Annotated in this window: 21 protein-coding genes; 19 read left to right on the forward strand and 2 right to left on the reverse strand. The window is 45.9% G+C overall.

The window, feature by feature from the left end:
- The first annotated feature begins 235 nt into the window (after positions 1–235).
- The 10 genes from mutS to ASG93_RS32150 all read left to right on the forward strand — a co-directional run bounded on the left by mutS (position 236) and on the right by ASG93_RS32150 (position 13,450).
- Positions 236–2,863: a DNA mismatch repair protein MutS gene (gene mutS / locus ASG93_RS32105; protein WP_056838964.1), complete on the forward strand. Its 2,628-nt coding sequence runs from the start codon at positions 236–238 to the stop codon at positions 2,861–2,863.
- Between the two features lie 53 nt (positions 2,864–2,916).
- Entirely contained in the window at positions 2,917–4,350 is a 1,434-nt protein-coding gene (locus tag ASG93_RS32110) for a S41 family peptidase (protein ID WP_056838966.1), read from the forward strand.
- A 5-nt stretch (positions 4,351–4,355) separates the two neighbouring features.
- Positions 4,356–6,401, forward strand: coding sequence for a DNA mismatch repair endonuclease MutL (gene mutL, locus ASG93_RS32115; RefSeq protein ID WP_056838969.1), 2,046 nt, complete (start codon positions 4,356–4,358; stop codon positions 6,399–6,401).
- A 4-nt stretch (positions 6,402–6,405) separates the two neighbouring features.
- Positions 6,406–7,182: a class I SAM-dependent methyltransferase gene (locus ASG93_RS32120; protein WP_056838971.1), complete on the forward strand. Its 777-nt coding sequence runs from the start codon at positions 6,406–6,408 to the stop codon at positions 7,180–7,182.
- Positions 7,176–8,144 carry a tRNA (adenosine(37)-N6)-dimethylallyltransferase MiaA gene (gene miaA / locus ASG93_RS32125; RefSeq protein ID WP_056838973.1) on the forward strand — a complete coding sequence of 323 codons (969 nt, stop codon included), beginning with the start codon at positions 7,176–7,178 and terminating at the stop codon, positions 8,142–8,144. Before ASG93_RS32120 ends, miaA begins: the two co-directional genes overlap by 7 nt.
- 64 nt (positions 8,145–8,208) lie before the next feature.
- Positions 8,209–8,448 (forward strand): RNA chaperone Hfq, encoded by a 240-nt coding sequence (gene hfq / locus ASG93_RS32130; RefSeq protein WP_029193229.1) that lies wholly within the window; start codon positions 8,209–8,211, stop codon positions 8,446–8,448.
- A 136-nt stretch (positions 8,449–8,584) separates the two neighbouring features.
- The gene (locus tag ASG93_RS32135) at positions 8,585–11,143 is read left to right on the forward strand and encodes a PBP1A family penicillin-binding protein (RefSeq protein WP_056838975.1); all 2,559 of its coding nucleotides are present in this window, start codon (positions 8,585–8,587) and stop codon (positions 11,141–11,143) included.
- 171 nt (positions 11,144–11,314) lie between these two features.
- Complete coding sequence (locus tag ASG93_RS32140; RefSeq protein WP_321166715.1) at positions 11,315–12,043, forward strand: peptidylprolyl isomerase; 729 nt, start codon at positions 11,315–11,317, stop codon at positions 12,041–12,043.
- A 46-nt stretch (positions 12,044–12,089) separates the two neighbouring features.
- A complete protein-coding gene (locus tag ASG93_RS32145) occupies positions 12,090–12,749 on the forward strand; it encodes an alpha/beta hydrolase (RefSeq protein ID WP_235551034.1) in 660 nt (219 codons plus the stop codon).
- A gap of 5 nt (positions 12,750–12,754) precedes the next feature.
- On the forward strand, positions 12,755–13,450 hold the full coding sequence (locus ASG93_RS32150) for a YdcF family protein (RefSeq protein WP_056838979.1): 696 nt from the start codon (positions 12,755–12,757) through the stop codon (positions 13,448–13,450).
- A gap of 163 nt (positions 13,451–13,613) precedes the next feature.
- Here the strand turns inward: ASG93_RS32150 and ASG93_RS32155 are convergent, their stop codons facing one another.
- Positions 13,614–14,483 carry an SDR family oxidoreductase gene (locus ASG93_RS32155; protein WP_056838981.1) on the reverse strand — a complete coding sequence of 290 codons (870 nt, stop codon included), beginning with the start codon at positions 14,481–14,483 and terminating at the stop codon, positions 13,614–13,616.
- A gap of 36 nt (positions 14,484–14,519) precedes the next feature.
- Positions 14,520–15,317, reverse strand: a complete 798-nt coding sequence (locus tag ASG93_RS32160; protein WP_056838983.1) for a GNAT family N-acetyltransferase — start codon at positions 15,315–15,317, stop codon at positions 14,520–14,522.
- A 289-nt stretch (positions 15,318–15,606) separates the two neighbouring features.
- Here ASG93_RS32160 and tnpB point away from each other — a divergent pair, with 289 nt between their 5' ends.
- The 9 genes from tnpB (at position 15,607) to efeB (ending at position 24,544) form a co-directional block, all read left to right on the forward strand.
- Positions 15,607–16,710, forward strand: a complete 1,104-nt coding sequence (gene tnpB / locus ASG93_RS32165) for an IS200/IS605 family element RNA-guided endonuclease TnpB (protein ID WP_056838985.1) — start codon at positions 15,607–15,609, stop codon at positions 16,708–16,710.
- A 111-nt stretch (positions 16,711–16,821) separates the two neighbouring features.
- On the forward strand, positions 16,822–17,322 hold the full coding sequence (locus tag ASG93_RS32170) for a GNAT family N-acetyltransferase (protein ID WP_082615219.1): 501 nt from the start codon (positions 16,822–16,824) through the stop codon (positions 17,320–17,322).
- Between the two features lie 22 nt (positions 17,323–17,344).
- On the forward strand, positions 17,345–18,346 hold the full coding sequence (locus ASG93_RS32175) for a lipoate--protein ligase (RefSeq protein ID WP_056838989.1): 1,002 nt from the start codon (positions 17,345–17,347) through the stop codon (positions 18,344–18,346).
- Between the two features lie 22 nt (positions 18,347–18,368).
- On the forward strand, positions 18,369–18,995 hold the full coding sequence (locus ASG93_RS32180) for a histidine phosphatase family protein (RefSeq protein WP_056838991.1): 627 nt from the start codon (positions 18,369–18,371) through the stop codon (positions 18,993–18,995).
- Positions 18,996–19,023: 28 nt separating this feature from the next.
- Positions 19,024–19,323, forward strand: coding sequence for an antibiotic biosynthesis monooxygenase family protein (locus ASG93_RS32185; RefSeq protein WP_056838993.1), 300 nt, complete (start codon positions 19,024–19,026; stop codon positions 19,321–19,323).
- A gap of 86 nt (positions 19,324–19,409) precedes the next feature.
- The gene (locus ASG93_RS32190) at positions 19,410–20,387 is read left to right on the forward strand and encodes an AAA family ATPase (protein WP_056838995.1); all 978 of its coding nucleotides are present in this window, start codon (positions 19,410–19,412) and stop codon (positions 20,385–20,387) included.
- 174 nt (positions 20,388–20,561) lie between these two features.
- Positions 20,562–22,043, forward strand: a complete 1,482-nt coding sequence (locus ASG93_RS32195; RefSeq protein WP_056838997.1) for an FTR1 family iron permease — start codon at positions 20,562–20,564, stop codon at positions 22,041–22,043.
- A gap of 27 nt (positions 22,044–22,070) precedes the next feature.
- On the forward strand, positions 22,071–23,240 hold the full coding sequence (locus ASG93_RS32200) for an EfeM/EfeO family lipoprotein (protein WP_056838999.1): 1,170 nt from the start codon (positions 22,071–22,073) through the stop codon (positions 23,238–23,240).
- Positions 23,241–23,266: 26 nt separating this feature from the next.
- Complete coding sequence (efeB, locus tag ASG93_RS32205) at positions 23,267–24,544, forward strand: iron uptake transporter deferrochelatase/peroxidase subunit (RefSeq protein WP_056839000.1); 1,278 nt, start codon at positions 23,267–23,269, stop codon at positions 24,542–24,544.
- The last annotated feature ends 115 nt before the right edge of the window (positions 24,545–24,659 follow it).

Raw genomic sequence — 24,659 nt, forward strand, 5'->3', positions numbered from 1 at the left:
GCAAATCTGATTAAATAAGAGCCTTTTGAAGCTTCTATTTTGGTTAAAAGAGATAAAAGTTGATGGTTAGCAGTCTTTAGAGGCTCTTATTTCAGAAATTTATTGGAAAATGTTTATAAATAGCCGTTTTTAGGGGCTAGCCCTCTGAAATTCTTTTTGCACCCATATGAAAATGAAGTTTAGTAGTTTCATAGAGTTTGACAATGAATATAGTGATTGGTTGGAGGAACGCAAGGTGGCCCAATATACGCCGATGATTCAGCAATACTTGGCCGTGAAGGCGCAAGTCCCGGATGCATTTTTGTTTTTTCGTCTGGGTGATTTCTATGAAATGTTTTTTGATGATGCGATCAATGCTTCACGAGAGCTGGAGATTACGTTAACTGGCAGAGAAGGCGGCGGCGAAGAGAAAATTCCTATGTGCGGTGTTCCTCATCACGCGGCGGACAATTACATGTCTCGGTTAATCGAGAAAGGGTTTAAAGTCGCCATATGCGAGCAAGTTGAAGACCCTGCTGAAGCCAAAGGTGTCGTGCGACGTGAGATTGTTCGTATCGTTACGCCGGGAACCGTCATGGATAGCAAGCTGCTGGGCGAATCGAGCAACAATTACATCGTTTCTCTAGTTAGTCAGGAACAAGGTTATGCCTTTACGGCATGCGATATTTCAACGGGTGAACTATATACAACACGACTTTCTAACTCATGGGAACTCGTCGTTGATGAACTCAATGTATATAATCCTTCGGAGATCATTACGGATAAGGGCTTATTGACAACAATTCGGGAAACAGGCCTCACATGGGGGCGCAGCACAGTGCTGACGGAATGGACGCAAGCGGATGAAAACCTGCTGGATGAGCACTTTGCTGAGGATGCCGCTCTGCCTGCTTTATCAGCTTTGAATCGACAAGGTGTTGCCTTGCTGCTTGCCTATTTGAAAGAAACGCAAAAACGAGCATTGACACACGTGAAGCATATCCGGGTATATGAGCCCGATCAATTCATGACGATGGATCCTTTTACACGTAGAAATCTTGAACTCGTTGAAACGGTGCGTGAACGCGCGAAAAAAGGTTCTTTGCTTTGGCTGCTCGACAAAACAGTGACAGCGATGGGCGCTCGGATGCTGCGCCGTTGGATCGAAAAGCCCCTCATGAGCGTATCACGCATTGAAGAGCGTCTGGAAGCTGTCAATCTGCTCTACAATCAGCTCATTATCAGAGAAGATGTGAAGCAAGCGTTGAAGGAAGTCTACGATTTGGAGCGTTTAGTTGCTCGTATTTCCTACGGGAATGCGAACGCTCGCGATATGATCGCTCTCAAGCACTCCTTGCAGCAGGTTCCGCTTCTTCAAGAAGTTTGTGCAGCTTCCGGTTCCGAGACGCTTCGCAAACTCGTCGAAAATATGGATGCCTGTGAAGATGTGATGTCATGGATTGCTAATGCCATCGAGGATGAGCCACCTGTATCCATTCGGGATGGCGGAATGATCCGCGAAGGCTACCAGCCATACTTAGATCAACTCCGGGAAGCTAGTAAGAACGGGAAGCAGTGGATCGCGGAGCTCGAGCGTCAGGAGCGAGAGGCGACTGGCATCAAGTCGCTCAAAATCGGCTACAACAAAGTGTTCGGTTATTTTATTGAGGTCACCAAAGCGAACATGTCCGCGCTGCAGGAAGGCCGCTACGAACGCAAGCAGACACTTGCGAACGCCGAGCGCTACGTAACGCCGGAGCTCAAAGAGAAAGAAGCGCTCATTCTGGAAGCGCAGGATAAAATGGTTGATCTGGAGTACGAGCTGTTCACGGAGCTTCGCGACCGGATCTCCGGGCATATCTCCAGATTACAGAAGCTGGCGGAAGTGATCGCTACCGCCGACGTTTATCAGTCGCTGGCCACAGTCAGCGCTGCGCATCATTACCGCAAGCCGGAGATCGGCGAAGGCTTCGATCTCGAGATTGAAGAAGGCCGCCACCCTGTCGTGGAGGCGGTCATTCAAGACGGCTCGTTCATCGCGAACGAAACGAGCCTGCTGCTGGAACAGGGCCGCATACTGCTGATTACCGGACCGAACATGGCCGGTAAAAGTACCTATATGCGGCAGGTTGCCGTAATCTGCTTGATGGCGCAGATCGGCTGTTTCGTACCTGCCAGATCTGCGCGCATTCCGGTCACCGACCGAATCTTCACGCGGATCGGCGCTGCCGATGATCTGATCGGCGGCCAGAGTACGTTCATGGTCGAGATGATGGACATCCAAGTGATGACCGAGAAGGCGACGAGCAAAAGCCTCGTCATCATCGATGAGCTTGGCCGCGGCACCTCGACCGGGGAAGGGATGGCGATCGCGCAGGCGGTCATCGAGTTCCTGCATGACCGGATCGGCTGCAAGACGCTCGTTTCGACGCATTTCCACGAGCTTGCGCATCTGGAAGAAAGCCTCGTGCATCTGCGCAACCACTGCATGGCTGTGAAAGAGAGCGGCAGGCAGGTGACCTTCCTGCGCAAGCTCATCCCGGGGGCAGCGAGTACGAGTTACGGCATCTATTGTGCCGAAATCGCAGGGCTGCCCGAGGACATCATTCAGCGCTCCTATGAGCTGCTGAATGGGTTTGAAGAGCGGGCGGCGGGTGCTGCGCAGATCGCCGCAACGACGGCTGCCGTCCCGGTGGCCGCAGCTCCCGTACAACAGCTGTCCCTCTTCGAGGACGACAGCACGGCAAACACGGCTGCCAAGAAAAAGCAGCCTGACGGCAAATCTCAGCTGGTGCTCGACCAGCTGAAGGGGATCGATTTAATCAATATGACGCCGCTGCAGGCGCTCAATTTAGTATACGAATGGAAGCAAAAGCTGCAATAGCTTGCTTCCCACGTTCTTAAGGCCTAATCATATATTTTCGAGGAGAGAAGCACATGAAACAACCAAGAATGAGAACAATGAAGGTTACACTAGCACTGGCGTCGGCTCTTATGACGGTTCTGCCCTTGAATGCTTTGGCACAAGAGGATTTACAAACACAGCAAGTCAGAGAAATCATTGGCAAGCTGCACGTGAGTGGTGTAACGGAAGAAGCGCTTGCTAATCAAAGCATCAAACAAATGGTAGAAGGTCTGAAAGATCCATATACCGTATTTTTCAGCCAAGAAGAGTACGGGCAGTTCTCCAGCTCCTTAGAAAATAATTACGTTGGCATGGGCGCTCGAATCGGAATTGATGACAAAGGTGTGTATTTATCCGAGGTTTTTGCAGGTTCATCTGCTGAATCAGCCGGCTTGCAGCGTGATGACTATGTCCGCGCCGTGGATGGCGTTCCTGCTTCTACAACCTCTATCGATGAAGTCAGAAACAAAATCGTTGGTGTAGCTGGGACGAAAGTTAAAGTTACCGTTCAACGCGGCGACAAAGAGTTAACCGTGGAGATTACTCGCAAAGGGATCAATGTACCTGAAGTGTATAGCAAGAGCTTCACGAATGGTGTTGGTTACATTCAAATAACGGATTTCTCAAGCGATGCGGACGAGGATTTTGGTAAACAACTTACGGATCTGCAGGCAAAAGGTTTGAAATCTTTGATCATTGATGTTCGTAATAATCCAGGAGGTCTTGTGGATACGGCTCAGAACATTGCCAAGCATTTTGTCAAAGAAGGCGTTCTGATTCATACCAGAGACCGCAATGGTGTGGATGATCCGGTGTTGATCACGGGCGGAACGGAATTGTCTATTCCAGTTTATATTTTAGCCAATGAGTATAGCGCTAGCGCTTCGGAAGTGCTGTCAGGCGCACTGCAGGACTACAACGTTGCCAAAGTGATCGGCATGCAAACGTATGGCAAAGGCAGCGTACAACAGCTTTATCAATTGGATAATAACAGTGCGCTGAAAGTGACGGTTGAAGAGTATTTAACGCCGAATAAGCGTAAAGTCAACAAAGTCGGAATTACACCGGACATCAAAGTGGACGGGGCTTCTGCTCAATTGATCACCGCTTTACAGACAGCAGGGATTACAGATATTAACGTCGAGATTTCCAAGCACAGTGTGACTTATAACGGTGTAGAAATAGGAAGCGGATTCGGTAATTTCCGTGAAAATGGCAAATTATATGCATCAACTCGCGGCCTAGCGGCACTTATTGGAGCAACGATTACATGGAACGAGGCGACTCGCACGGTCGATATTTCCGATAGTAAAGGAACGCATTCCATACCTGTAGAAGCTGACAAGCTAATCATTGAAAATGGGACTAGCTACGTCAATGTTGATCTCTTTGATGATTATTTTCCACAGCTGCAAGTGAAGGATCAAGGGGAGAATGTTTCCATTCACGCTGTAAAGGGGAACTAAGAAATATGGGTAAAATCCAGCTCTTAAGCGAACATATTGCGAACCAAATCGCCGCAGGGGAAGTGGTTGAACGGCCTTCTTCTGTAGTGAAAGAACTCGTCGAGAACTCAGTGGATGCCGGCAGTACTCGGATTGATGTGACGATTGAAGAGGGCGGTCTTCAGCTGATTCGGGTGTCCGATAACGGCTCCGGTATGGCTTTTGAAGATTGCGAATTAGCTTTTCAGCGTCATGCGACGAGTAAAATCGCAACAAGTAAAGACTTATTCTCTATACGAACATTAGGCTTTCGTGGCGAGGCTTTGCCGAGTATAGCGTCCGTGTCTAGGCTAGAGTGTGTAACTAGCTCTACGAATGATGGACTGGGGCGGAAAATTTCCATTGAAGGCGGCACGATTCGCAGTGTCGAAGAAACCGCTGCTTCCCGTGGGACTGAAGTGTCGGTGAGGGAATTGTTCTACAACACACCGGCACGGTTGAAATATATGAAAACGATCCAAACTGAGCTTGGCCATATCTCCGATTATTTGTATAGATTAGCGCTGGCTCACCCTGGTATCGCCTTTTCGTTGAAACATAACAGCAATCTCCTGCTTCAAACGTTGGGCAACGGAGACTTGCTTCAGGTCATCGCCGGCATCTACGGTACGGCAATCGGCAAACAAATGCTTCCTCTCCAAGTAGAAAGCTTGGACTATACCATCACGGGCTTCGTGGCGAAGCCCGAAATGACCCGCGCGAACCGCGGCGGCATCTCGACCATCGTGAATGGTCGTTACGTGCGCAACTTCGCGCTGAATCAAGCGCTGCTGCAGGGTTATCATACCCTGCTGCCGATCAACCGCTACCCGGTGGCTGTGCTCCACATCGGGATGGACCCTGCCTTAGTGGATGTGAATGTGCATCCATCTAAGCTTGAGGTTCGCTTCAGTAAAGAAGCGGAGCTAACCGCGTTAATCGAAGCCGAAGTGAAGCGGCTTTTTGGGAGGCAGGTGCTGATCCCGCAAGGGATGAAGCCGGCAGCACCTAAGGGCGCATATGTTCAGGAACAGCTGGATCTTACTAGAACGGTTGAGCCCACAGCTGGATCAAGCTCATCTACGCCAGAAGCTTCATCTGCGATACCTAAACCGAATCCTGATTCTACGATTAAACGTGTATTCGTGGATTCAGACCGCATGGTTTTGCCGCAAGTGAAGGAGGCCGTTACATCGTACCGACCAGAATCGGTGGTAACTTCCCGGCCACCTGCAGATGAGCCGCAAAGAAGCTCGACGGCTTCGACAGCCTCTGGAGCCTCAGGAGCTTCATTTTCGAGTCGTCCATCATCGCCGTCAAACAACAGCTACTCGTCTCCTGCTGGAGGCAATCCCAGAAGTGCGTCGATTCAGCAGCAGCGCCGGACGAATGAAGCGTTCATGGACCTACTGCCCTCTAAACAGGAAGGCGAGGCTCCTATGCTTCCCGCTTTTCCAAGATTGGATCCAATTGGACAAATGCATGGCACTTATTTGGTCGCTCAAAATGAAGAAGGCTTGTTCCTGATTGATCAGCATGCTGCGCATGAACGAATTAATTATGAATATTATTACGAGCGTTTTGGCAATCCTGCTGAGGCAAGCCAAGAATTACTGGTTCCTATTACTTTAGAGTTTACACCGTCTGAAGCAGGTCTTATTGCCGAGAAGCTGTCGCTTTTTGAGCAATCAGGCGTGTATATGGAGGCTTTCGGAGGGAATACGTTTCTTGTCCGTGCGCATCCTCACTGGTTTCCGTCAGGAGAAGAGAAGGGGATCGTCGAGGAAATGTGTGAGTGGGTTCTCAGCGAGAAAAAAGCTGTAGACATCGCCAAACTAAGGGAAAAGGCGGCTATTATGTGCTCTTGCAAAGCATCGATCAAAGCCAATCAAGGACTAAGTGTTCTTGAGATGGAAACGCTGATCGATCGGCTAGCAGGCTGCCGTAATCCTTACACTTGCCCGCATGGACGGCCGATTGTCGTCAGCTTTACGACTTATGAACTGGAAAAAATGTTTAAGAGAGTGATGTAAACCCGTGTTAGTGACAACTTCGTATAATCCGTCCAGCGATTTGTTGGACAAAGCCGTGCGATTGGCTGCTGCTTATGGCGGTCGAGTCGTGCCCCGAAGGAAGTATTCTTTGGAACATCTTAGGAAAAATTATAAAGATGATTCCCTTCTGCTTGTGACAAGAGATGAGATCAGGTACTATGGAGATGACCAACCTGCGTATTTTTTTCATCCAAGTATGGCGCTCGTTCGTGTCAAACGTATGCAGCGAGGCGAAGCCGATTTATTAATTGAGGCTTCTGGTGCAGCATTTGGCGATGATATCGTGGATTGTACAGCAGGTTTAGCGTCGGATTCTATCGTGTTCTCCTTTGCTGTCGGCCCGCAGGGAACCGTCACGGCACTTGAAAGCGAAAAGATTCCAGCTATGCTGATACAAGAGGGTTTAGCCGTTTATGAATCGGAAATTCCCGAGCTTAACGAGGCTATGAGGCGCATCACGGTTAGAAAGACAGATCACCTCGCGTATTTGCAGCAATTGGCACCGCAAAGTGTGGATGTTGTCTATTTTGACCCGATGTTTCGCAGTCCGATTGAGGAATCTCAAGCGATTTCTCATCTTAGACGCAATGCGAACGATGAAGCTGTCAGTATGGCATCTATCGAAGAGGCTAAAAGAGTTGCACGCAAGAGCATTGTGCTCAAAGAAAACAGAGACAGTAGAGAATTTGCCCGGCTCGGGTTCGAGCATGTATTGCGATCGACGACCAAAACAACGTATGGAGTGATTCGACTGTGTTAGTCCCATCAGCCAAGCCGAAATTACTCGTGCTGCTAGGTCCCACGGCAGTTGGCAAGACCAAGTTAAGTTTAGAAATCGCTCAGAAGTTTGGCTGCGAAATTATTTCCGGAGATTCCATGCAGGTGTATCGAGGTATGGATATTGGAACAGCCAAAGCGAGTGAAGCTGAGCAAAAGCTTGTCCCGCATCATTTGATTGATATTCATGATCCTTCTTATCCCTTTTCGGCGGCTGAGTTTCAAGAGCGTGTAAAAGCATTGATTCTGGACATTCATGCGCGTGGGAAGCTTCCATTTATTGTAGGAGGTACAGGCCTTTATATCGAGTCTGTGTGTTACGATTATCAATTCACGGAAGTCAGTATGGATGAAGCTTTCCGCCAAGAACAGGAAGCGTTCGCTACTGAGCATGGGGACGAGGCGCTGCATCAGAAGCTGCGTGATATTGATCCCGAGAGCGCTGACCGACTTCATGCCAATGATCGTAGACGTGTAATACGAGCTCTTGAGATTTACTATATCTCAGGTGAAACGATGACTGCCCATTTGGCGGCCCAGAAAAAAGAGTCTCCTTACGAACTATGTATCATTGGACTGACGATGGATCGTGCACGGCTGTACAAGCGTATTGAGGAACGTATCGACGCGATGATGCAGGAGGGGCTTACCCGGGAAGTTCAATCGATTCTTGCCGCAGGCTGTCCCAAGCAAGCGATTTCCATGCAAGCACTTGGTTACAAAGAAATCGTCAGCTATCTGGAAGGTGAATTGAGTTTAGAGGAAGCTGTAACGCTTCTCAAACGCGACACACGCCGATTTGCTAAGCGCCAATTGTCATGGTTTCGGCATATGAAAGACATTCACTGGGTGGATGTGACGGAATCAGCAAATTTTTCTGCCCATTTCCGAATTATTAATGATATACTAGCAGGAAAGTTTGTACATAAAATTGAATATAATTAACAAATACACCAATAGAAAATAGCGCCTTCTGGCGATAGTTTCATTCCATTGAGGGGGACCACTGATGAATAGATCCATTAATATCCAGGACAATTTTCTTAATCAGCTACGTAAAGAAAGCATTCCCGTTACCGTATATTTAACCAATGGGTTTCAAATCAGAGGACTAATTCGCGCTTTTGACAACTTCACGATCATCATTGACAGTGAAGGCCGTCAACAAATGGTTTACAAACATGCCATCTCCACCTTCACGCCGCAACGGGCTGTTTCTTTAATGGCTGCTGCTGAAGCTTCGGAATAATCCGTACTCGAACGTTTAAGTATGCAACTTTTTTATGGATTAAATCGTCTAACCGAATAGAAACTTGTGGGAGCAACCTTGTTTAAGGTTGTTCTTTTGTTGGTTACTACTAGAGAAATGAACAACGAGGGAGTCGATGGATTTGGAGAAACCTACGAATAAGAAAACAGCTGCGAATACAAAGACGAAACCACAAGGAAGCAACAAAGGCTCTAAGAAAAAGGGATTTAACGCTCGTCAATTTATTATGGGTTCGATTATTGCAGCCATTCTGGCTATTATTTGTGCAATGGGCATTTATATCGTCGTTATTATGAACGGTTTTAAAATTCTCGATAACAACATTGATAAGATCGATACGGCGAGTGAATCAACGCTCATTTATGCGCAAGAAGAAGGAAAAGACAAGACAGCAAAGGAAATTGGCAAAATCTATAAAGGTGAAAATCGAGAAAGTGTGAACATCAAAGATGTTCCAGAGCGTTTAAAGCAAGCCTTCATTGCAACGGAAGATCGTCGGTTTAACGAGCATTCGGGTGTTGATTTTATATCCATTGGGAGAGCGCTCGTTAAAGATATTATTCATATGAGCGCTGTAGAGGGTGGAAGTACAATTACCCAGCAGCTCGCTAAAAATGTGTTCCTGAGTTCCGAGAAAACAGCATTTCGTAAAGGGACGGAAATGTCTATCGCTTTTGCATTAGATGAACGGTTCAGCAAGGATGAAATTCTTGAGAAATATTTAAATCGTATTTTCTTCGGCAGTAACGCTTATGGCATTAAAGCAGCAGCCAAGGTGTATTTCGGTAAATCCAACCTGAACGATTTGAAAATATGGGAAATGGCGACACTGGCTGCTTTGCCAAAAGCGCCTTCGACATATTCGCCACTCGCTCATCCGGACTTATCGAAGGAACGTCGAGCTGTCGTTCTTAGGCTGATGACTGAGCAAGGTTATATTACAGAGGCCGAGCGTGCTGAAGCTGCAGCAGTGGATTATGTTCCGCCTACAACGTCTAGTCAAGGCACCAAGAATTATGCGACTTTTTTGGATTATGTTGTAGATGAAGCCGAAAATGTGTATGGAATCGACGAAGATGAGTTACTGACCAAAGGTTACCACATCTATACGACCATGAATGAGAAAGCGCAACAAGTGATGGAGAAGACTTATGCGAATCCAAGCTTTTTCCAGAACGATGCTGCTGATGGTCAAAAGATTCAAAGTTCAATGGTTATAGTGGATAACAAAACAGGCGGCTTGATGGCGTTGATAGGCGGCCGGGATTACAAACAAAAAGGCTTCAGTCGCGTTTATTCCAAAAGACAACCAGGCTCTTCGTTCAAGCCGATTGCGGCTTACGGTCCTGCACTTGAGAGCGGGAACTATACGCCGTATTCCATTCTCGATGATACACAGACGAGTTTTGGTAACGGGACGTACTCCCCTCGTAACTATGACCGTACTACGCATGGGCAAGTAACAATGTTTGAAGCAGTTAAAAAATCTTATAATTTGGCACCTGTTTGGCTTTTAGATCAAATTAAAGTGCCTAAAGCGATTGAATTTGCGAATAAGATCGGGACTCCGCTCAATAAAGAAAAGGATCAAAACTTGTCCATTGCGCTGGGCGGACTTACGGATGGCGTTTCACCATTGCAAATGGCGACGGCGTACACAGCTTTTGCTAACCAAGGGATGCAAAATAAAACGCATGCGATTCTACGCATTACGGATGCGCATGATAAAGATATCGCTGTTTATAAGCCGGAGAAGAAACAGGTTATTCAACCTAAAACTGCCTATTATATGACGCTGCTGCTTCAGGGTGTTGTAGAACCAGGCGGTACGGGGACCAAAGCGAAATTCAACCGCCCAGTAGCCGGCAAAACGGGAACAGCTGGACTGGACATCAAGGGAATTGAAAAATATGATCGTGATGTGTGGTTTGTCGGCTATACGCCGGAGTGGACAGCGGCCGTTTGGGAAGGCTTCGATAAAGTAGATGCGAAGCACTATGTCACCATCGGCAGCGGAAGCCCGTCGGCTATCTTTAAAGAAGTGATGTCGAAGTCGCTGGATGGTAGACCTATGACGAACTTCGTTAAGCCCGATGGAGTGCCTGATCTAACGGAACCGCCAAAAGGGATTACGGATTTAACGGCTGTGTATGTACCTGAAATGAAGTTGGTTAAATTAACTTGGACATCACTGGGTGAGAAGATCGCTTATCAATTGTATCGCAAAGGTACCAAAGACACAGAGCCGAAGATGCTGACTCAAGCGGCTGTACCTGAGGTGAATGATACTACGATTAGCAGTGAAGAGACGTATCAATATTACGTTGTACCCCTTAATTTGGACTCAAATTTGGAAGGTGCCAAATCGAATGTAGTTTCTGTCGAAATACCGAAGGATGGGACACTACCTGACGGTATCAAGGCGTCACCATCACCACTGGTTTCGCCGTCTACATCACCAGGCAAGAATCCTCTTGAGCCAACGCTGTCACCGGGTGCGAAGCCTACGCCATCGCCCGGAAGCACTAGTAAGCCTGGAACAAGTCCAACGCCAAACAACAACCCAAGTCCAAGTCCTACCCCATTACCGGCTAATAAGCCGGTTGATGGTTCCGAGGAAAAGCCGAAGGATGGCAAGCAAGACGGGGGACAGGTGATTGTGCCGAAGTTATAGTAACTTATCATCCTTAAAGTCCACATGGCTAGCCTATAATCCTATTTAACGATGTAAAAACAGCTTTATAGGGGAACAGCAACTATTTTTTATCTTGCTAAGTAAAAAACGAAACTAGACCCGCGTATCGCGGGTCCCACACTAAACCTACATACTACGGAGGAATTTTCAATGAATTTGCATTTCAACATGCTTAAACCTACTAAGTTATTTCCGCTCACTTTAATCGCGTTAACTCTAATCGCGTCAGCCTGCGGCAACAAACCTACTGAATCTGCCAGCGGCACAGCGACGCCAAAGAGCGGCGCAACGGCACCTGCTGCATCTTCTGCAGCATCCCCAGCGGCATCGCCAACTTCAGCTCCTAAGCAATGGAGCAAAGCGCCGGATATGACGATTGATCCGAACAAAGCCTATCAAGCTGAAGTCACAACTTCAAAGGGATCATTTACCATTGATCTGTTTGCTAAGGAAGCTCCAAATACCGTGAACAATTTTGTGTTTCTGTCCAAAGAAGGCTTTTATAACAATGTGACGTTTCACCGCATTATCAAAACATTTATGATTCAAACCGGAGATCCGCTTGGAACAGGCAGAGGAGGTCCCGGTTACAAGTTTGCTGATGAGTTGAAAACATCGCATAAATATGAACCCGGCATTGTCGCGATGGCGAATTCAGGACCCAATACGAATGGCAGTCAGTTTTTCATTTGTTCGGGAGAAGATTGTGCGAATCTAAATAAAAAGCCTGACTATTCGATTTTCGGCAAAGTAACGCCAGAAGGCATGGCAACAATAACCAAAATCGCCGAAACACCTGTTGAGATGGGTGGCGAATCCACACCAAGCAAGCCAAAAGAAAAAGTAACGATTAACACGATCGTCATTAAAGAAAAATAGAATATCATAAGCTAAAAAGTAAAGGATGGATAGGAGAGAAAACCGCGTGAAACAACCATGTTTATTGTTCCATGGATTCACCGGTGGACCTTATGAGGTTGAGCCATTAGCACGGCATTTACGTGAACATGGGCAGCTTTGTGAGGTCCCGAGACTCCCATGGAACGGAGAATCCAGTCATCACTTAAAAGATTCCCATTGGGAAGATTGGGTACGCGAAGCTGAAAAGCATGCGGAGCGCATGACGGTCCAATATGGATCATTTGATATGGTAGGCTTCTCGATGGGAGGGCTGCTGGCCGCGTACCTATCCGTTCGATATCCGGTTCGCAGACTGATCCTTTTGAACACGGCAGTCATTTATGTCAGTCCTAGAAGAATGCTGGATGTCATTCGAGATGAGTGGAAATATCAACGGAAAATCAGCATTACTAAAGCGAAATCCATACCGCTTCGAGCAACATGGCAGTTTACGCAACTCGTCCGGCATTTGAAACCAGAATTAAGTCAAGTAAGCATCCCAACACTCATCGCGCAGTCTGAACGAGACCATGTTATTCATCCGCAAAGTGCGCGGTACATCTATAGTAAGCTTAAAGGACAGCGCGAGCTCCATTGGCATTCGAGATCTAATCATTTGATTTGTCTGAGTGAGGATGCGGCCACGTTGTTTCGTCAAGTCAGTGCATTTTTGGATAAGGAGTAGCACGGATGACTGCACAGCCAAACATGAATAAGAAACAACGAGCCATCTCTCCAACACCGAAAAAACGCCGACGAACTGGGCAAAAATCTACGTTCAACCGTATGCTTACGAAAGTGTTTCGAATTGTAGTTACCGTGTTCATCTTGCTTGTCGCTTGGATCCTCTACATCCAGTGGAAAGTTCAAATTGCTCCTGATCAAACGCTGCCTAAGCAAGTTGACGTGGGTATTGTTCTAGGTGCTTCCTTGCGCCAAGATATCCCCAGCCCTGGTCTCCAGGAGCGTCTAGATTTGGCTATTGCCCTTTATAAAGAGGGACGGTTCAAACAACTGATCGTCTCCGGAGGTCTGGATCATAACGGTTCCAAACTAACAGAGGCGGAGGGAATGCGTAATTATTTGGTTAAAAAAGGACTTCCAGCCAAAAGCATTTTAATAGAGCCGCGGGCGACAAGTACCTATGAGAATTTACTTTACAGCAAGCAAATTATGGACGAGCAAGGTCTGGTAAGTTCGATTATCATGACCCATCAATTTCATGGTTCTCGTTCACTTGATATCGCGGAAACGATCGGCTTGAAGAAGCCTCTTATTTCATCTACGAAGTCAGAGGTGCTCTTCATGCCTTACCATGAAGTGAGAGAAACGCTAGCTTACACGAAGTGGTATTGGACCAAGCTGTTATTGATGGTAGGCATATGAGACAAGGATAAACGACTCCGTCGTCTTTCAGGGACGAGCGCGTTTGTCAAGACTGATGACGCGAAGTGTAATAAAACTTGTACGCTTATCTACTAACAAAGAAGCATGACCTGTAAGCGGGAATTTCCCACTTGCTAGTCATGCTTTATTTATTCTGCCTTAGTTATCCGTTTACAATGGCCCCGCCGTTCACATGCAAGATTTGACCAGCCATATAGGATGAATCCTCACTTGCAAGGAAAACATAGCTGGCAGCAAGCTCACTTGGCTGACCGGCACGTTTCATGGGTGTCGTCGAGCCGAACGTGGCTACTTCCTCTGCGGTGAACGTAGAAGGAATGAGGGGCGTCCAGATTGGACCTGGAGCTACGCCATTCACGCGTATGCCTTTAGCGTTAAGTTGAAGAGACAGGGAGCGTGTGAAGGTGACGATGGCCCCTTTTGTAGCGGAATAATCGAGCAGCTGCTCATGACCGTGATAAGCGGTAATAGAAGCCGTGTTGATAATTGCACTTCCGGGTTTCAGGTGGGGTAGTGCAGATTTGGTCAAATAAAAGAAAGAGAAGATATTGGTTCGAAACGTCCGTTCCAACTGCTCCGAAGTGATATTCTCGATGCTAGGCTGAGGATGCTGTTCTGCTGCATTATTAACTAAGATATCGAGTTTGCCGAACTTCCCGACAGCTTGTTCAATAATTTGTTTGCAGAAATTTTCGTCGCCAATGTCTCCGGCCACATGCAGACACTTTCGTCCTGCCTTTTCCACATGACGCTGTGTATCCTCCGCATCCGTATGTTCGTTCAAATATACCAATACGACATCAGCGCCCTCTTTGGCATAGGCAATCGCGACCGCGCGGCCAATTCCGCTATCGCCTCCTGTAATCAGAGCGACTTTATCCTTAAGCTTGCCAGCTGCTTTATACCCAGCATGCTCAAAGACAGGTAGAGGATTCATCTTTGCTTCAATGCCTGGCTGCTGGTCCTGATGCTGGGGTGGGAATGTCGGTTTCTTTTGTGTTGCTGTTGCCATTTGTTTTTGCTCCTTTCATCCTAGATAAATTCTTTGTTAGGATGATACAAGGGGCTGCAAATCATACTTAATTCGGTAATGATAGCCATAACTAGCTTGGTAACCCAGCTTTTCATACAAAGTTACCGCTGGTTTATTGGAAGTAACAACCTGTAAATATTGCTTGGCAGCACCGTGCTCCAAACTCCATTCCGTCAGAGCGTGCATGAGGACGTACCCGAGTCCTTTGCCTCGGTGGCCTTCATGGATAACGACGTTTATAAAACCTGCCCATTCGTTTTCCACAATGGCTGTACCTAACGCGATGATCTGGTCGTTTAATTTCAGTTTGAGGAACCCCTTCGAAGTCGGCATTCGTTCAAATAGACTGCTATAGAAACCTCTGCGCTCTTCGGGAAACTGTTCAAGCTTGAGAAAAGCGTCAAGCCATTGATCGTCTGCTGCTTGTGACCATTCCATCTGCATGGACGATTTATTTTGTATCATCTTATGGTGTGCGTTATCGGATACTTGCTGAGTGGCTGCGGTCATCATCAAACATGGCGTTTCTATCGCATATCCTTTTGTTTCAAGAAATTCATCCAGACCTTTGGGGGAAGCATCGCTAATATGAAAAATTGCGGGTAAACCAAGCTCTTGATAGAATTGCTCTATTTTTGCAAGCCAATTTGAATCTTTTGGATATTCGCCAATGGCAAGCACACTGTTTGCACGTTTAGTAACACCTCGGGAGGCCCGTAGGAGCCAATTGTCAAGGGAAGCGGTTGACTCGGCAGGCCACGTGTTTGAAGCCACCGAATCGATGGCGAGATAAAAGTTTGTTTTTTCGTTCATTTCTAGCGATCTCCTCCTCAAGTAAGTTTCCAATATTATAAATAAAATTATAGAGTTATGTATATAAAATAATCGTGCTCCGCCAAAGTGGAAAAATATTATTCTTTGTTGAAAAGTTTTCGCAAACTTGTGACTTTAGTCGTTAGTTAGAAAACTTCGGATAGGGTGTGGCTTTTACCACGTCAACTATCCGACACATGTTTAAAAAACGGATACAAACAATACTTTATAGCGAACATATGTGCTATAATGGATCTATATTCCAAGACGAAAGGAGAACGTTTTCACCATGCTGCATCACAAAGCTTACAAATTTCGCATTTACCCCACGAAAGAACAAGCAACACTCTTTAACAAGACGATTGGATGCAGTCGCTTTGTGTTTAATCGTTTTTTAGCTCTATGGAATGACACATACAAGGAGACAGGTAAAGGTTTAAGTTATGGAGCATGCTCTTCTGAACTCACCAAACTAAAACAAGAAATAGATTGGTTGAACGAACCGGACAAATTTTCTCTACAAAATGCACTAAGGAATTTGAGTGATGCTTACCATCGCTTTTTCAAAAAACAAAACGATGCACCTACGTTTAAGAGCAAGAAGAATCCTGTACAGTCTTACCAAACAAACTACACAAATGGAAACATTGAAATTTTAGACAATCAGATCAAGTTACCTAAACTTGGACTTGTGAAGTTTGCCAAAAGCCGTGAAGTCGAAGGCCGGATCCTGAACGTAACGATTAGACGCAATCCATCAGGTAAATATTTTGTATCTGTACTTACGGAAGTGCAGCGCCATGAGTTGCCCAAAACAGGTAATGAAGTTGGCATCGATGTTGGCTTGAAAGAATTCGCAATTCTATCCAATGGCGAAGTGTTCGGCAACCCTAAATTCTTTCGCATACTGGAAGAAAAATTGGGAAGGGCACAGCGTAAACTATCACGTAGGATGAAAGGCAGCAGCAATTGGAAGAAGCAGCGCATTAAAGTAGCGCGTATTCACGAGAAAATCACGAATGCTCGCACGGACTACTTGCAAAAGATTTCAACGCATATTGTCAAAAACCACGACATCATTGCGGTTGAAGACTTGCAAGTGTCGGGCATGATGAAAAATCATAAATTAGCCAAAGCAATTAGCGAGGTTTCCTGGTCGATGTTTCACTCCATGCTGGCGTACAAAGCGAAGTGGTATGGCCGCATCGTTGTGGCTGTAGGTAAAACATTCGCATCTTCGCAGCTATGCTCCTGCTGTGGTTATAAGAACAAAGACGTTAAAGACCTAAAGTTGCGAGAATGGGACTGTTCCGATTGTGGAGCCCACCATGAGCGAGACTTCAATGCAAGTCTAAATATTCTTGCTGAAGGTAAAAGACTGCTTACCATGTAAACACCTTATACGAACTGTCGGAACGACAGGGTTAGCTTGGTAAATTTCTCTTCGTTAGAAGGGACTACCCAAGAATCTCGTGACTTTAGTCATGAGAGGTTCAAGTAAGCTATGAAACAACAGGAGGGGTGGATTTTCTTGGAACTCATCATTCGTACCGCACAATTAGAAGATTACGAAGCCGTAAATGCCATCATTCGAGTAGGGCAGGAAGAGCATGCGGATGCTTTGCCGGAGCGTTTTGCCAGGTTAGATCATGTTGTTGCTATGGGATGGTACCGAAGCTTCTCAGACCAGCAGAACAAAGTGATTTTGGTCGCGGAGAAAGAGGGCCTGGTCGTTGGGGTAGCTATGCTTGAAATGAAGAAATCTCCCAACTATGAAGCGCTAGTGCCTCGAACCTATGCGTATTTAAATGAACTGGCCGTCTCACCAGATTTTCTGCGTCAGGGCATTGGGACTAAGCTATATGAAGCTTCTTTTGCCTGGGCTAAGGAGCGTTCAGCTGCCTCGCTGGAATTAAATGTATGGGAATTTAATGAGCGTGCCATTGCCTTTTATAAATCCTTAGGGATGGTTACCTTAAATCGCACCATGACATCAAAGATATGATCAACAATGAAGGAGCATGATTATGCTATTTATCGATAATGAAGGAATCACAGATCCTCGGATTAATTTAGCGATAGAGGAATATGCCCTTAGGCAACTCCCTAACGATGAGAGTTACTTACTTTTTTACATCAACGAACCGTCCATTATTATTGGTAAAAATCAAAATACAATTGAAGAAATCAATCCCGAATATGTTAAAGAGAATAACCTTCATGTGGTTCGGAGATTATCGGGTGGCGGAGCTGTGTATCATGATTTGGGCAATCTGAATTTCAGCTTCATTACACAGGATGACGGGAACTCTTTTCACAATTTTCAAAAGTTTACTGAACCCGTTGTTGAAGCACTGCGTAAGCTTGGTGTTGAAGCGGCTTTAACGGGTCGCAATGATATCCAAGTCGGTGAGCGCAAAATTTCGGGCAATGCTCAATTTGCAACCAAAGGCAGGATGTTCAGTCACGGAACACTGCTCTTCAATTCAGAAATCGAAAACGTCGTATCTGCCCTTAAGGTTAATCTTGATAAGATTCAGTCCAAGGGTATTAAATCGATTCGCAGCCGGGTAGCTAACATCATAGAGTTCCTAAGCGAGCCTATTACGTTGGAGGAATTCCGAAGTAAGCTGCTTGCTTCTATTTTCAGTGCCGAGGAGTCGGAAGTTCCCATGTACAAGCTTTCTGAGGAGGACTGGGACCGTATCCACGAGCTATCTGAGGAACGCTATCAGAACTGGGACTGGAACTACGGGAAATCACCTAAAAGTACAGCGCAAAACTCCAAACGCTTCGAAGGTGTTGGTACAGTAGATGTGCGATTAAATATTGAAGAAGGTCATATTCATGATTTGAAAATATATGGAGACTTCTTCGGAGCCAGCGACATAGCAGAACTAGAGGAAACGCTGCGTGGTTCGCGGTATGAAGAGTCATCTGTCCGAGAACGGTTGTCAGGCGTGGAATTGCAGCGTTACTTTGGTGCGCTGGATTTGGAGTCTTTTGTAGCTTTAGTGATGTTATATTAGTGCAAGGAGGGGGATGAAGTCGATGACAAAGCTTTATTTAATCCGACATGGGGAAACGATGTGGAATGTAGAGCGCCGAATGCAAGGTCACTTGGATTCACCGCTTTCAACTTTAGGGGAGCAGCAAGCCTCCTGGTTGTCAAATGCTTTGAAGGATGTTCATTTTGATGTTCTGTTTGCGAGCAGCAGCGGCCGTACTTTGCAAACGGCGGATATCGTGAAAGGCTCACGTGAAATAGCAATACATGCTTCGGATGCGTGGAAAGAAATGAATCTAGGTGCTTGGGAGGGGCGGATTTCGGCGGAAATTGCAGATTTGGATCCTGACAACTTCCATGCATTCTGGCATGCGCCTGAACTGTATAGACCAACGCAAGGTGAGTCTTATGCGGATTTGCAGGCTCGCGTCATCCCAGCAATTGTGCAACTGCTAGAAGAACATGCAGGCAAAACAATAGCCTTAATTTCACATACTGTCACGTTGAAAATGATCATGGCTTACTTCGAGCGAAGAGCTCTAGCAGACTTGTGGATCCCGCCATATTTTCACCCAACTTGTTTAAGTCTTGTCGAAATCATTGATAACGAGCCTCATATCCGGCTTCACGGAGATACGTCCCATTTTCAAGAAGAAGCATTTGGTTTCTAACATACATTATCAACTGGAGGACTTATCTATGATCTTAGAAGTAGCCATCCTTCCTGTAATTGCAGGGAAAAGTGCGGAGTTCGAAGCGGCGTTTCGCCAAGCATCATCTATTATTTCATCGATGAATGGATACATTTCTCATGAGCTGCAGACGTGTATCGAGGATAGCAACAAATACTTGCTGCTCGTTCACTGGGAAACACTGGAGGATCACACCGTAGGCTTCCGTGGCTCTGAAGAGTATCAAGAATGGCGGAAGCTGCTGCACCATTTCTATGACCCCTTCCCGGTGGTCGAGCATTATTGCCTGTCACAAAAGTATCATTAACTGCTGTCGCGGTCTAAAATGCATCAAAGGAGCGTAGGATGGATTGATACGAACCATCAAACCATCCTGTAAACGAGGTGATCCTCATGAGTGGTCGAAGCTTGCCATCCAGACAGATCAACATCGTCTTACGGCAGCCAGAGCCTGGTATGCATAGGCGAGCCGTTGATGGAGCAGGCAGCCAGACTCACGCTTCGCCGCTAGCCGATGCCGAGCCGCAGCTCACAGGAAAGAAGACACCTCTCGAGGGTCCGCTTTCGGAAGTTTTCAAAGAGCTGAATCAACTGATTGGCCTTGATAATGTCAAAGAGTTGGTGCATGAAATCTATGCACTCTTACAAATTTCGCAATTTCGCGCAGAAGCCGGGCTGCTCAGCAATGCGCACGTGTACCATATGATTTTCAAAGGAAGCCCCGGAACTGGTAAAACGACTGTGGCTAGACTAATGGGTCGTATGTTTCATGCCATGGGTGTTCTGAGCAAGGGTCATTTTATTGAAGTGGAGCGTGCAGATCTAGTAGGAGAATACATTGGACATACAGCGCTTAAAACTCGTGAGTTGATGAAAAAGGCGATGGGCGGCATCCTTTTCATTGATGAAGCCTATAGTTTGGCACGTGGAGGAGATAAGGATTTTGGCAAGGAATCCATTGATGCGCTGGTCAAAGGCATGGAGGATAAGAAGAATGAGTTCATCCTTATTCTAGCAGGGTACAGCGACGAAATGGAGCAATTTCTGGCTACGAATCCAGGGCTTCCTTCACGGTTTCCTATTCAAATTGATTTCGAGGACTATCCGATTGAACAGTTGATTCAGATTACCGAGCTCATGGCCAAAGACCGAGAATATGTTCTTCTTCCACAAACGATTGTGAAGCTTAAGCAGCATTTAACCGATGAGAAAGCCGCTACATGGCGTGCATTTAGTAACGCGAGGTATGTTCGAAACATCCTGGAGAAAGCGATGCGTCATCAGGCGGTAAGGTTACTTAGTCAATACGTAAATGCGCCTTCAAAATTAGAATTAATGTCAATAAGGCCAGAAGATATGAAATTTAAATGAAATTTATAAAGCGATTTAACTATTAATAGTTAAATCGCTTTTTTTTCTTGCATAAAACAATTGACAGATTGGTTGAACGTAGTAAAATAGACAGAGTAATTAATTGGTTGATAATGATTATCAATATTAACTTGGTTGAATTTGGGTTTTATTTTCTATAGGGAGTTGTGATTCATGCGTAAAGTCATCTTAATGAGTTGGATATCGCTGCTAATACTGCTTTTTCCTTTAACAGTAGGTGCTAAGGCGGAGGATGATCTGGCCAAGGCTGATGAAGGTATTGTTCGCGCCATTCAAGCTGCAGATAGCGGTAAGTTGGAGGAAGCCACCCAATTATTCGAAACGTTTCAAATCAACTGGTTGTCTTACGAGGAAGGGATAAAGGAGCGCTCATTGGCAGCCTATCAGAAAATTGAGCAAGCGATGGGTGAAGTATCCTTCCAAACGCTCAAGCAGCCAATTGATTCGCTGAAATTAGTTGCGGGATTGAATAATCTTCACAATTTGAATAAGAGTTTTATTGATGGCAACCTAGATGCTTTCGGTAAAGTGGTTCAGGGGAGTAGAGATATTACTGTAGGTTCTTTGGTTGAGTTGCTGGAGAAAGCGGCCGATCAAACGAAGCAGAATGATATCGAAGGTGCTTCCGCAAGTATCCAAAATCTTCGGAATTCCTGGTTGCAAATCGAAGGTATTGTTCTTACACAATCTTCTTCTGTGTACACTTCGATGGAAAGAGACATGGTAACTGCTTACGCACAGCTGACTGCTGTTCCCGCTCAAGTTGGTGAGGCTTCCGCAACCATTGCGCGAATGCACGCTGAATTGCAGCCGTTAGCGGCCAAAACAAGCTACACCATGCTGGATGCAACGACGATTTTGCTCAGAGAAGGTCTGGAAGCTTTGTTAGTCATTATTGCTTTACTAGGTTTCCTGAATAAATCCGGTCATGGTGATAAGAAACAATGGATTTGGTATGGCGTACTCGGTGGCTTGTTTGTAAGTATGGTGCTTGGTATTGTCGTTCAACAGTTGTTTTCCACAAGTGCATTTGGGAACAACAACTTCTTAATTGCTGGATGTACAGGGATTTTCGCCGCTGTCATGCTGCTGTATATGAGCTACTGGCTGCACAGCAAATCAAGTGCCTCCAATTGGCAGAAATACATACGGGATCAGAGCGTCAAAGCTTTGGCTACCGGAAGTTTAGTATCTCTCAGTTTGCTTGCTTTTCTCGCTGTTTTCCGTGAAGGCACAGAAACCGTTCTCTTCATGATCGGTATGGCATCCTCTATCTCCTTAAGCTCACTTCTTGGTGGTATAGGAATTGGAGTGGCCGTCCTACTCATAGTCGCCTTTTTAATCCTAAAAATTGGCCTGCGTATTCCAATGCGTCCATTCTTCCTAGTTTCAAGCTTCTTCGTATTCTATCTTTGCTTTAAATTTGCGGGAATGGGTGTGCATGGGCTTCAATTGGCAGGTTATTTGCCTGCAACGACAGCTTCTTGGCTGCCAAGCTGGGATTTTATTGCGCTGTATCCAACGTTAGAAAGTGCTATACCGCAATTTATTCTCCTGATAACCGCGTTGTTTGCAGTCATCTGGGACCGTCGTAAAACGATTCAAATGAGAAATATGGCATTATCTAAATCATAAATTATAGAAAAGTGGAGGAACAATCCCATGAATAAACGTCAACAACTTATCATTTTAGCAGCTGCAACAACACTTGTACTCGCAGGCTGTGGTAAAACGGAAACAACAACAGAAGTGGCCAAAGTTCCTGTAAAAGAAGGATCTGCTGCGCTTCTGACAAGTCTTGAGCAGTTGAAGGGTCAACTGGACACAAGTAAGGTTAAAGATCCGAAGAAGCAATCCACCCTGCTTGAGAATCAGTGGGCTAGCTTCGAAGATGAAGTAAAACCGAAATTTCCAGAGCTGTATTTTAAAGTCGAGAAATTTCTGACTCCATTAGAAGCAGGATTGAATCAAGACAAGCTGGATTATGCGACATTAACTGCACTCAATACTAATTTAAAAGCAGCAATTACGGAGCTCAGCACCTCCCTTGCTGATAATAAAGGTGCAGTTAATAAAGAGGTTATCGCAGCATCCAAAGAGCTTCAAGAGGCTGCAAAAGCGTACAATAAATACGTACAGGAACAAGGGAAACAATTAGTCACTGGACTCGAACAGCTGGATGCTGCTGTGAAGAGCGGCGATCTGAAAAAGGCACAAGAATCCTATGGACAATCACGGATGCCTTATGAGAGAATTGAACCGATTATTGAGGCTTTTAGCGAGCTGGATGGTGTCATGGATGCACGTGTTGATGATTTTAAGAATGAAACGGATCCTGAGTTCACAGGTTATCATCGTATAGAGTATTTGTTGTTTGTTAAAAAGAATGTGAAGGAAGCTGAAGCTTTCTCTTCACGTTTACTAGAAGACGGCAAGAAAATGCAGCAAGCAATTGCATCCACTACCATTGATCCTGCTGATTTTATCGCTGGTGTCGGTGAATTGATGGAAGAAGCACAAGCGACCAAAATTACGGGCGAAGAAGAACGTTGGAGTGGAGCGACAATACCTGTTATCAGAGCTAACGTAGAAGGCGCGCAAGCCATCTATGATCTCGTTAAAGGTGAGCTGAAGAAGAAAGATGCCGCACTTGATGAGAAAATAAGCAAAAGCTTAGCCACGGTTATCGAAACCATGAACACACTATCACCTATTGGTGTTACCTGGAACGATTTCAACAAAATCGAACAAGCCAAACAAATCGATTTAAAAAATAAACTGGAAGCACTTGCTGAGCCGTTAGTGAAAATGCCAGGAACGTTAAGTAAATAAAGGGGAATGGAAGGAGAAACATCGGTATGGGTGATAAAATGAATCGCCGCGCTTTCTTAGGAATGACTGCGGCTGGTGCTGCAGGCGTTGTTATTGGGGATCTGCTTGAGAAGGCACAGAAAGTGATACCTACCACTTCGAACAAACAACTAGGTACTGCATCCGCAAGCGTAGCGAATGAGACCATCTCATTTTATGGTGCTCATCAAACCGGTGTTGTGACTCCGGCGCAGAACTTTGCGAATGTGGCTGCCTTTGATGTGACCACGAAGGATGTGAAGGAGCTAAAGGAGCTTTTACAGCTTTGGACCGAAATGGCAGCGACTCTCATGGAAGGCAAGCCTCTTGCGGCTGAACCTCAGGAGGGTAAGTTCCCGCCGGTGGATACCGGGGAGCAAATGGGCCTCGATACGGGTAAATTAACGCTTACCTTCGCTGTAGGTGCGTCTTTGTTCGAAAAAGATGGCGTCGATCGCTTCGGGCTTCGTTCTCGTAAACCATCCGGCCTTACAGAAATGCCTATCTTTCATAAAGACTCGCTTCAGGAACAATTGACCCATGGAGACATCATTATTCAGGCTTGTGCTGATGATCCGATCATTTGTTTCCATGCGATTCGTAACTTTTCTAAAGCTGCTCGCGGCGTCGCTCATTTGCGCTGGCAGCAGACCGGACAGTTGGGCGTGAAGTCCCAAGGGACGAAACGGAACTTGTTCGGCTTCAAGGACGGTACGGCTAATCCAGACTTGCAAGATGAACAATTTATGAACAATAATGTTTGGGTCGATGCGGGAGACGGTGCATCTTGGTTTGCTGGAGGCACCTACATGGTTGTTCGCCGTATTCATATGCGCATTGAAACATGGGATCAACAACCATTTTCGGATCAAGAAGAGATTATCGGACGTCAGAAGGTTTCCGGAGCGCCGATGGGTGGACATGGAGAATTCGATAAACCTAATTTTGCTGACGATACCAAAGGTGAAGTCACACCACTAGATTCTCATATCCGTCTTTCAAATCCGCGCACGGGAGAGAATTCAGAGCGTGAGCGGATTTTGCGCCGCGGGTATAATTTCATGGATAACCTCGATAACGTTGGCCGAATCAATGCTGGATTGTTGTTCGTTTGTTTCAATCGGAATATTCAAACGCAGTTTGAATCAATCCAGAAAAGACTGACGAATCCGAAGCTTCCTGACAAAATGCTTTCCTATACGGACACCACGGGTGGAGGCTATTTCGCCGTGCTGCCGGGTGTTCCAGCTAAGGGTTCGTTTTTGGGACAAGGTTTATTTACTTGAAATAGGTGGAAAGCTACCGAGAGGCCTTTGGTCTTTCGGTATTTTTGTGTCTGCAGAAGGGAACACCGTTATAATCGAACTTTCCGTTCCTGCAAATTGACTTTCCCAAGCATTT

The sequence above is a fragment of the Paenibacillus sp. Soil787 genome (assembly GCF_001429545.1).
GTDB lineage: Bacteria > Bacillota > Bacilli > Paenibacillales > NBRC-103111 > Paenibacillus_E.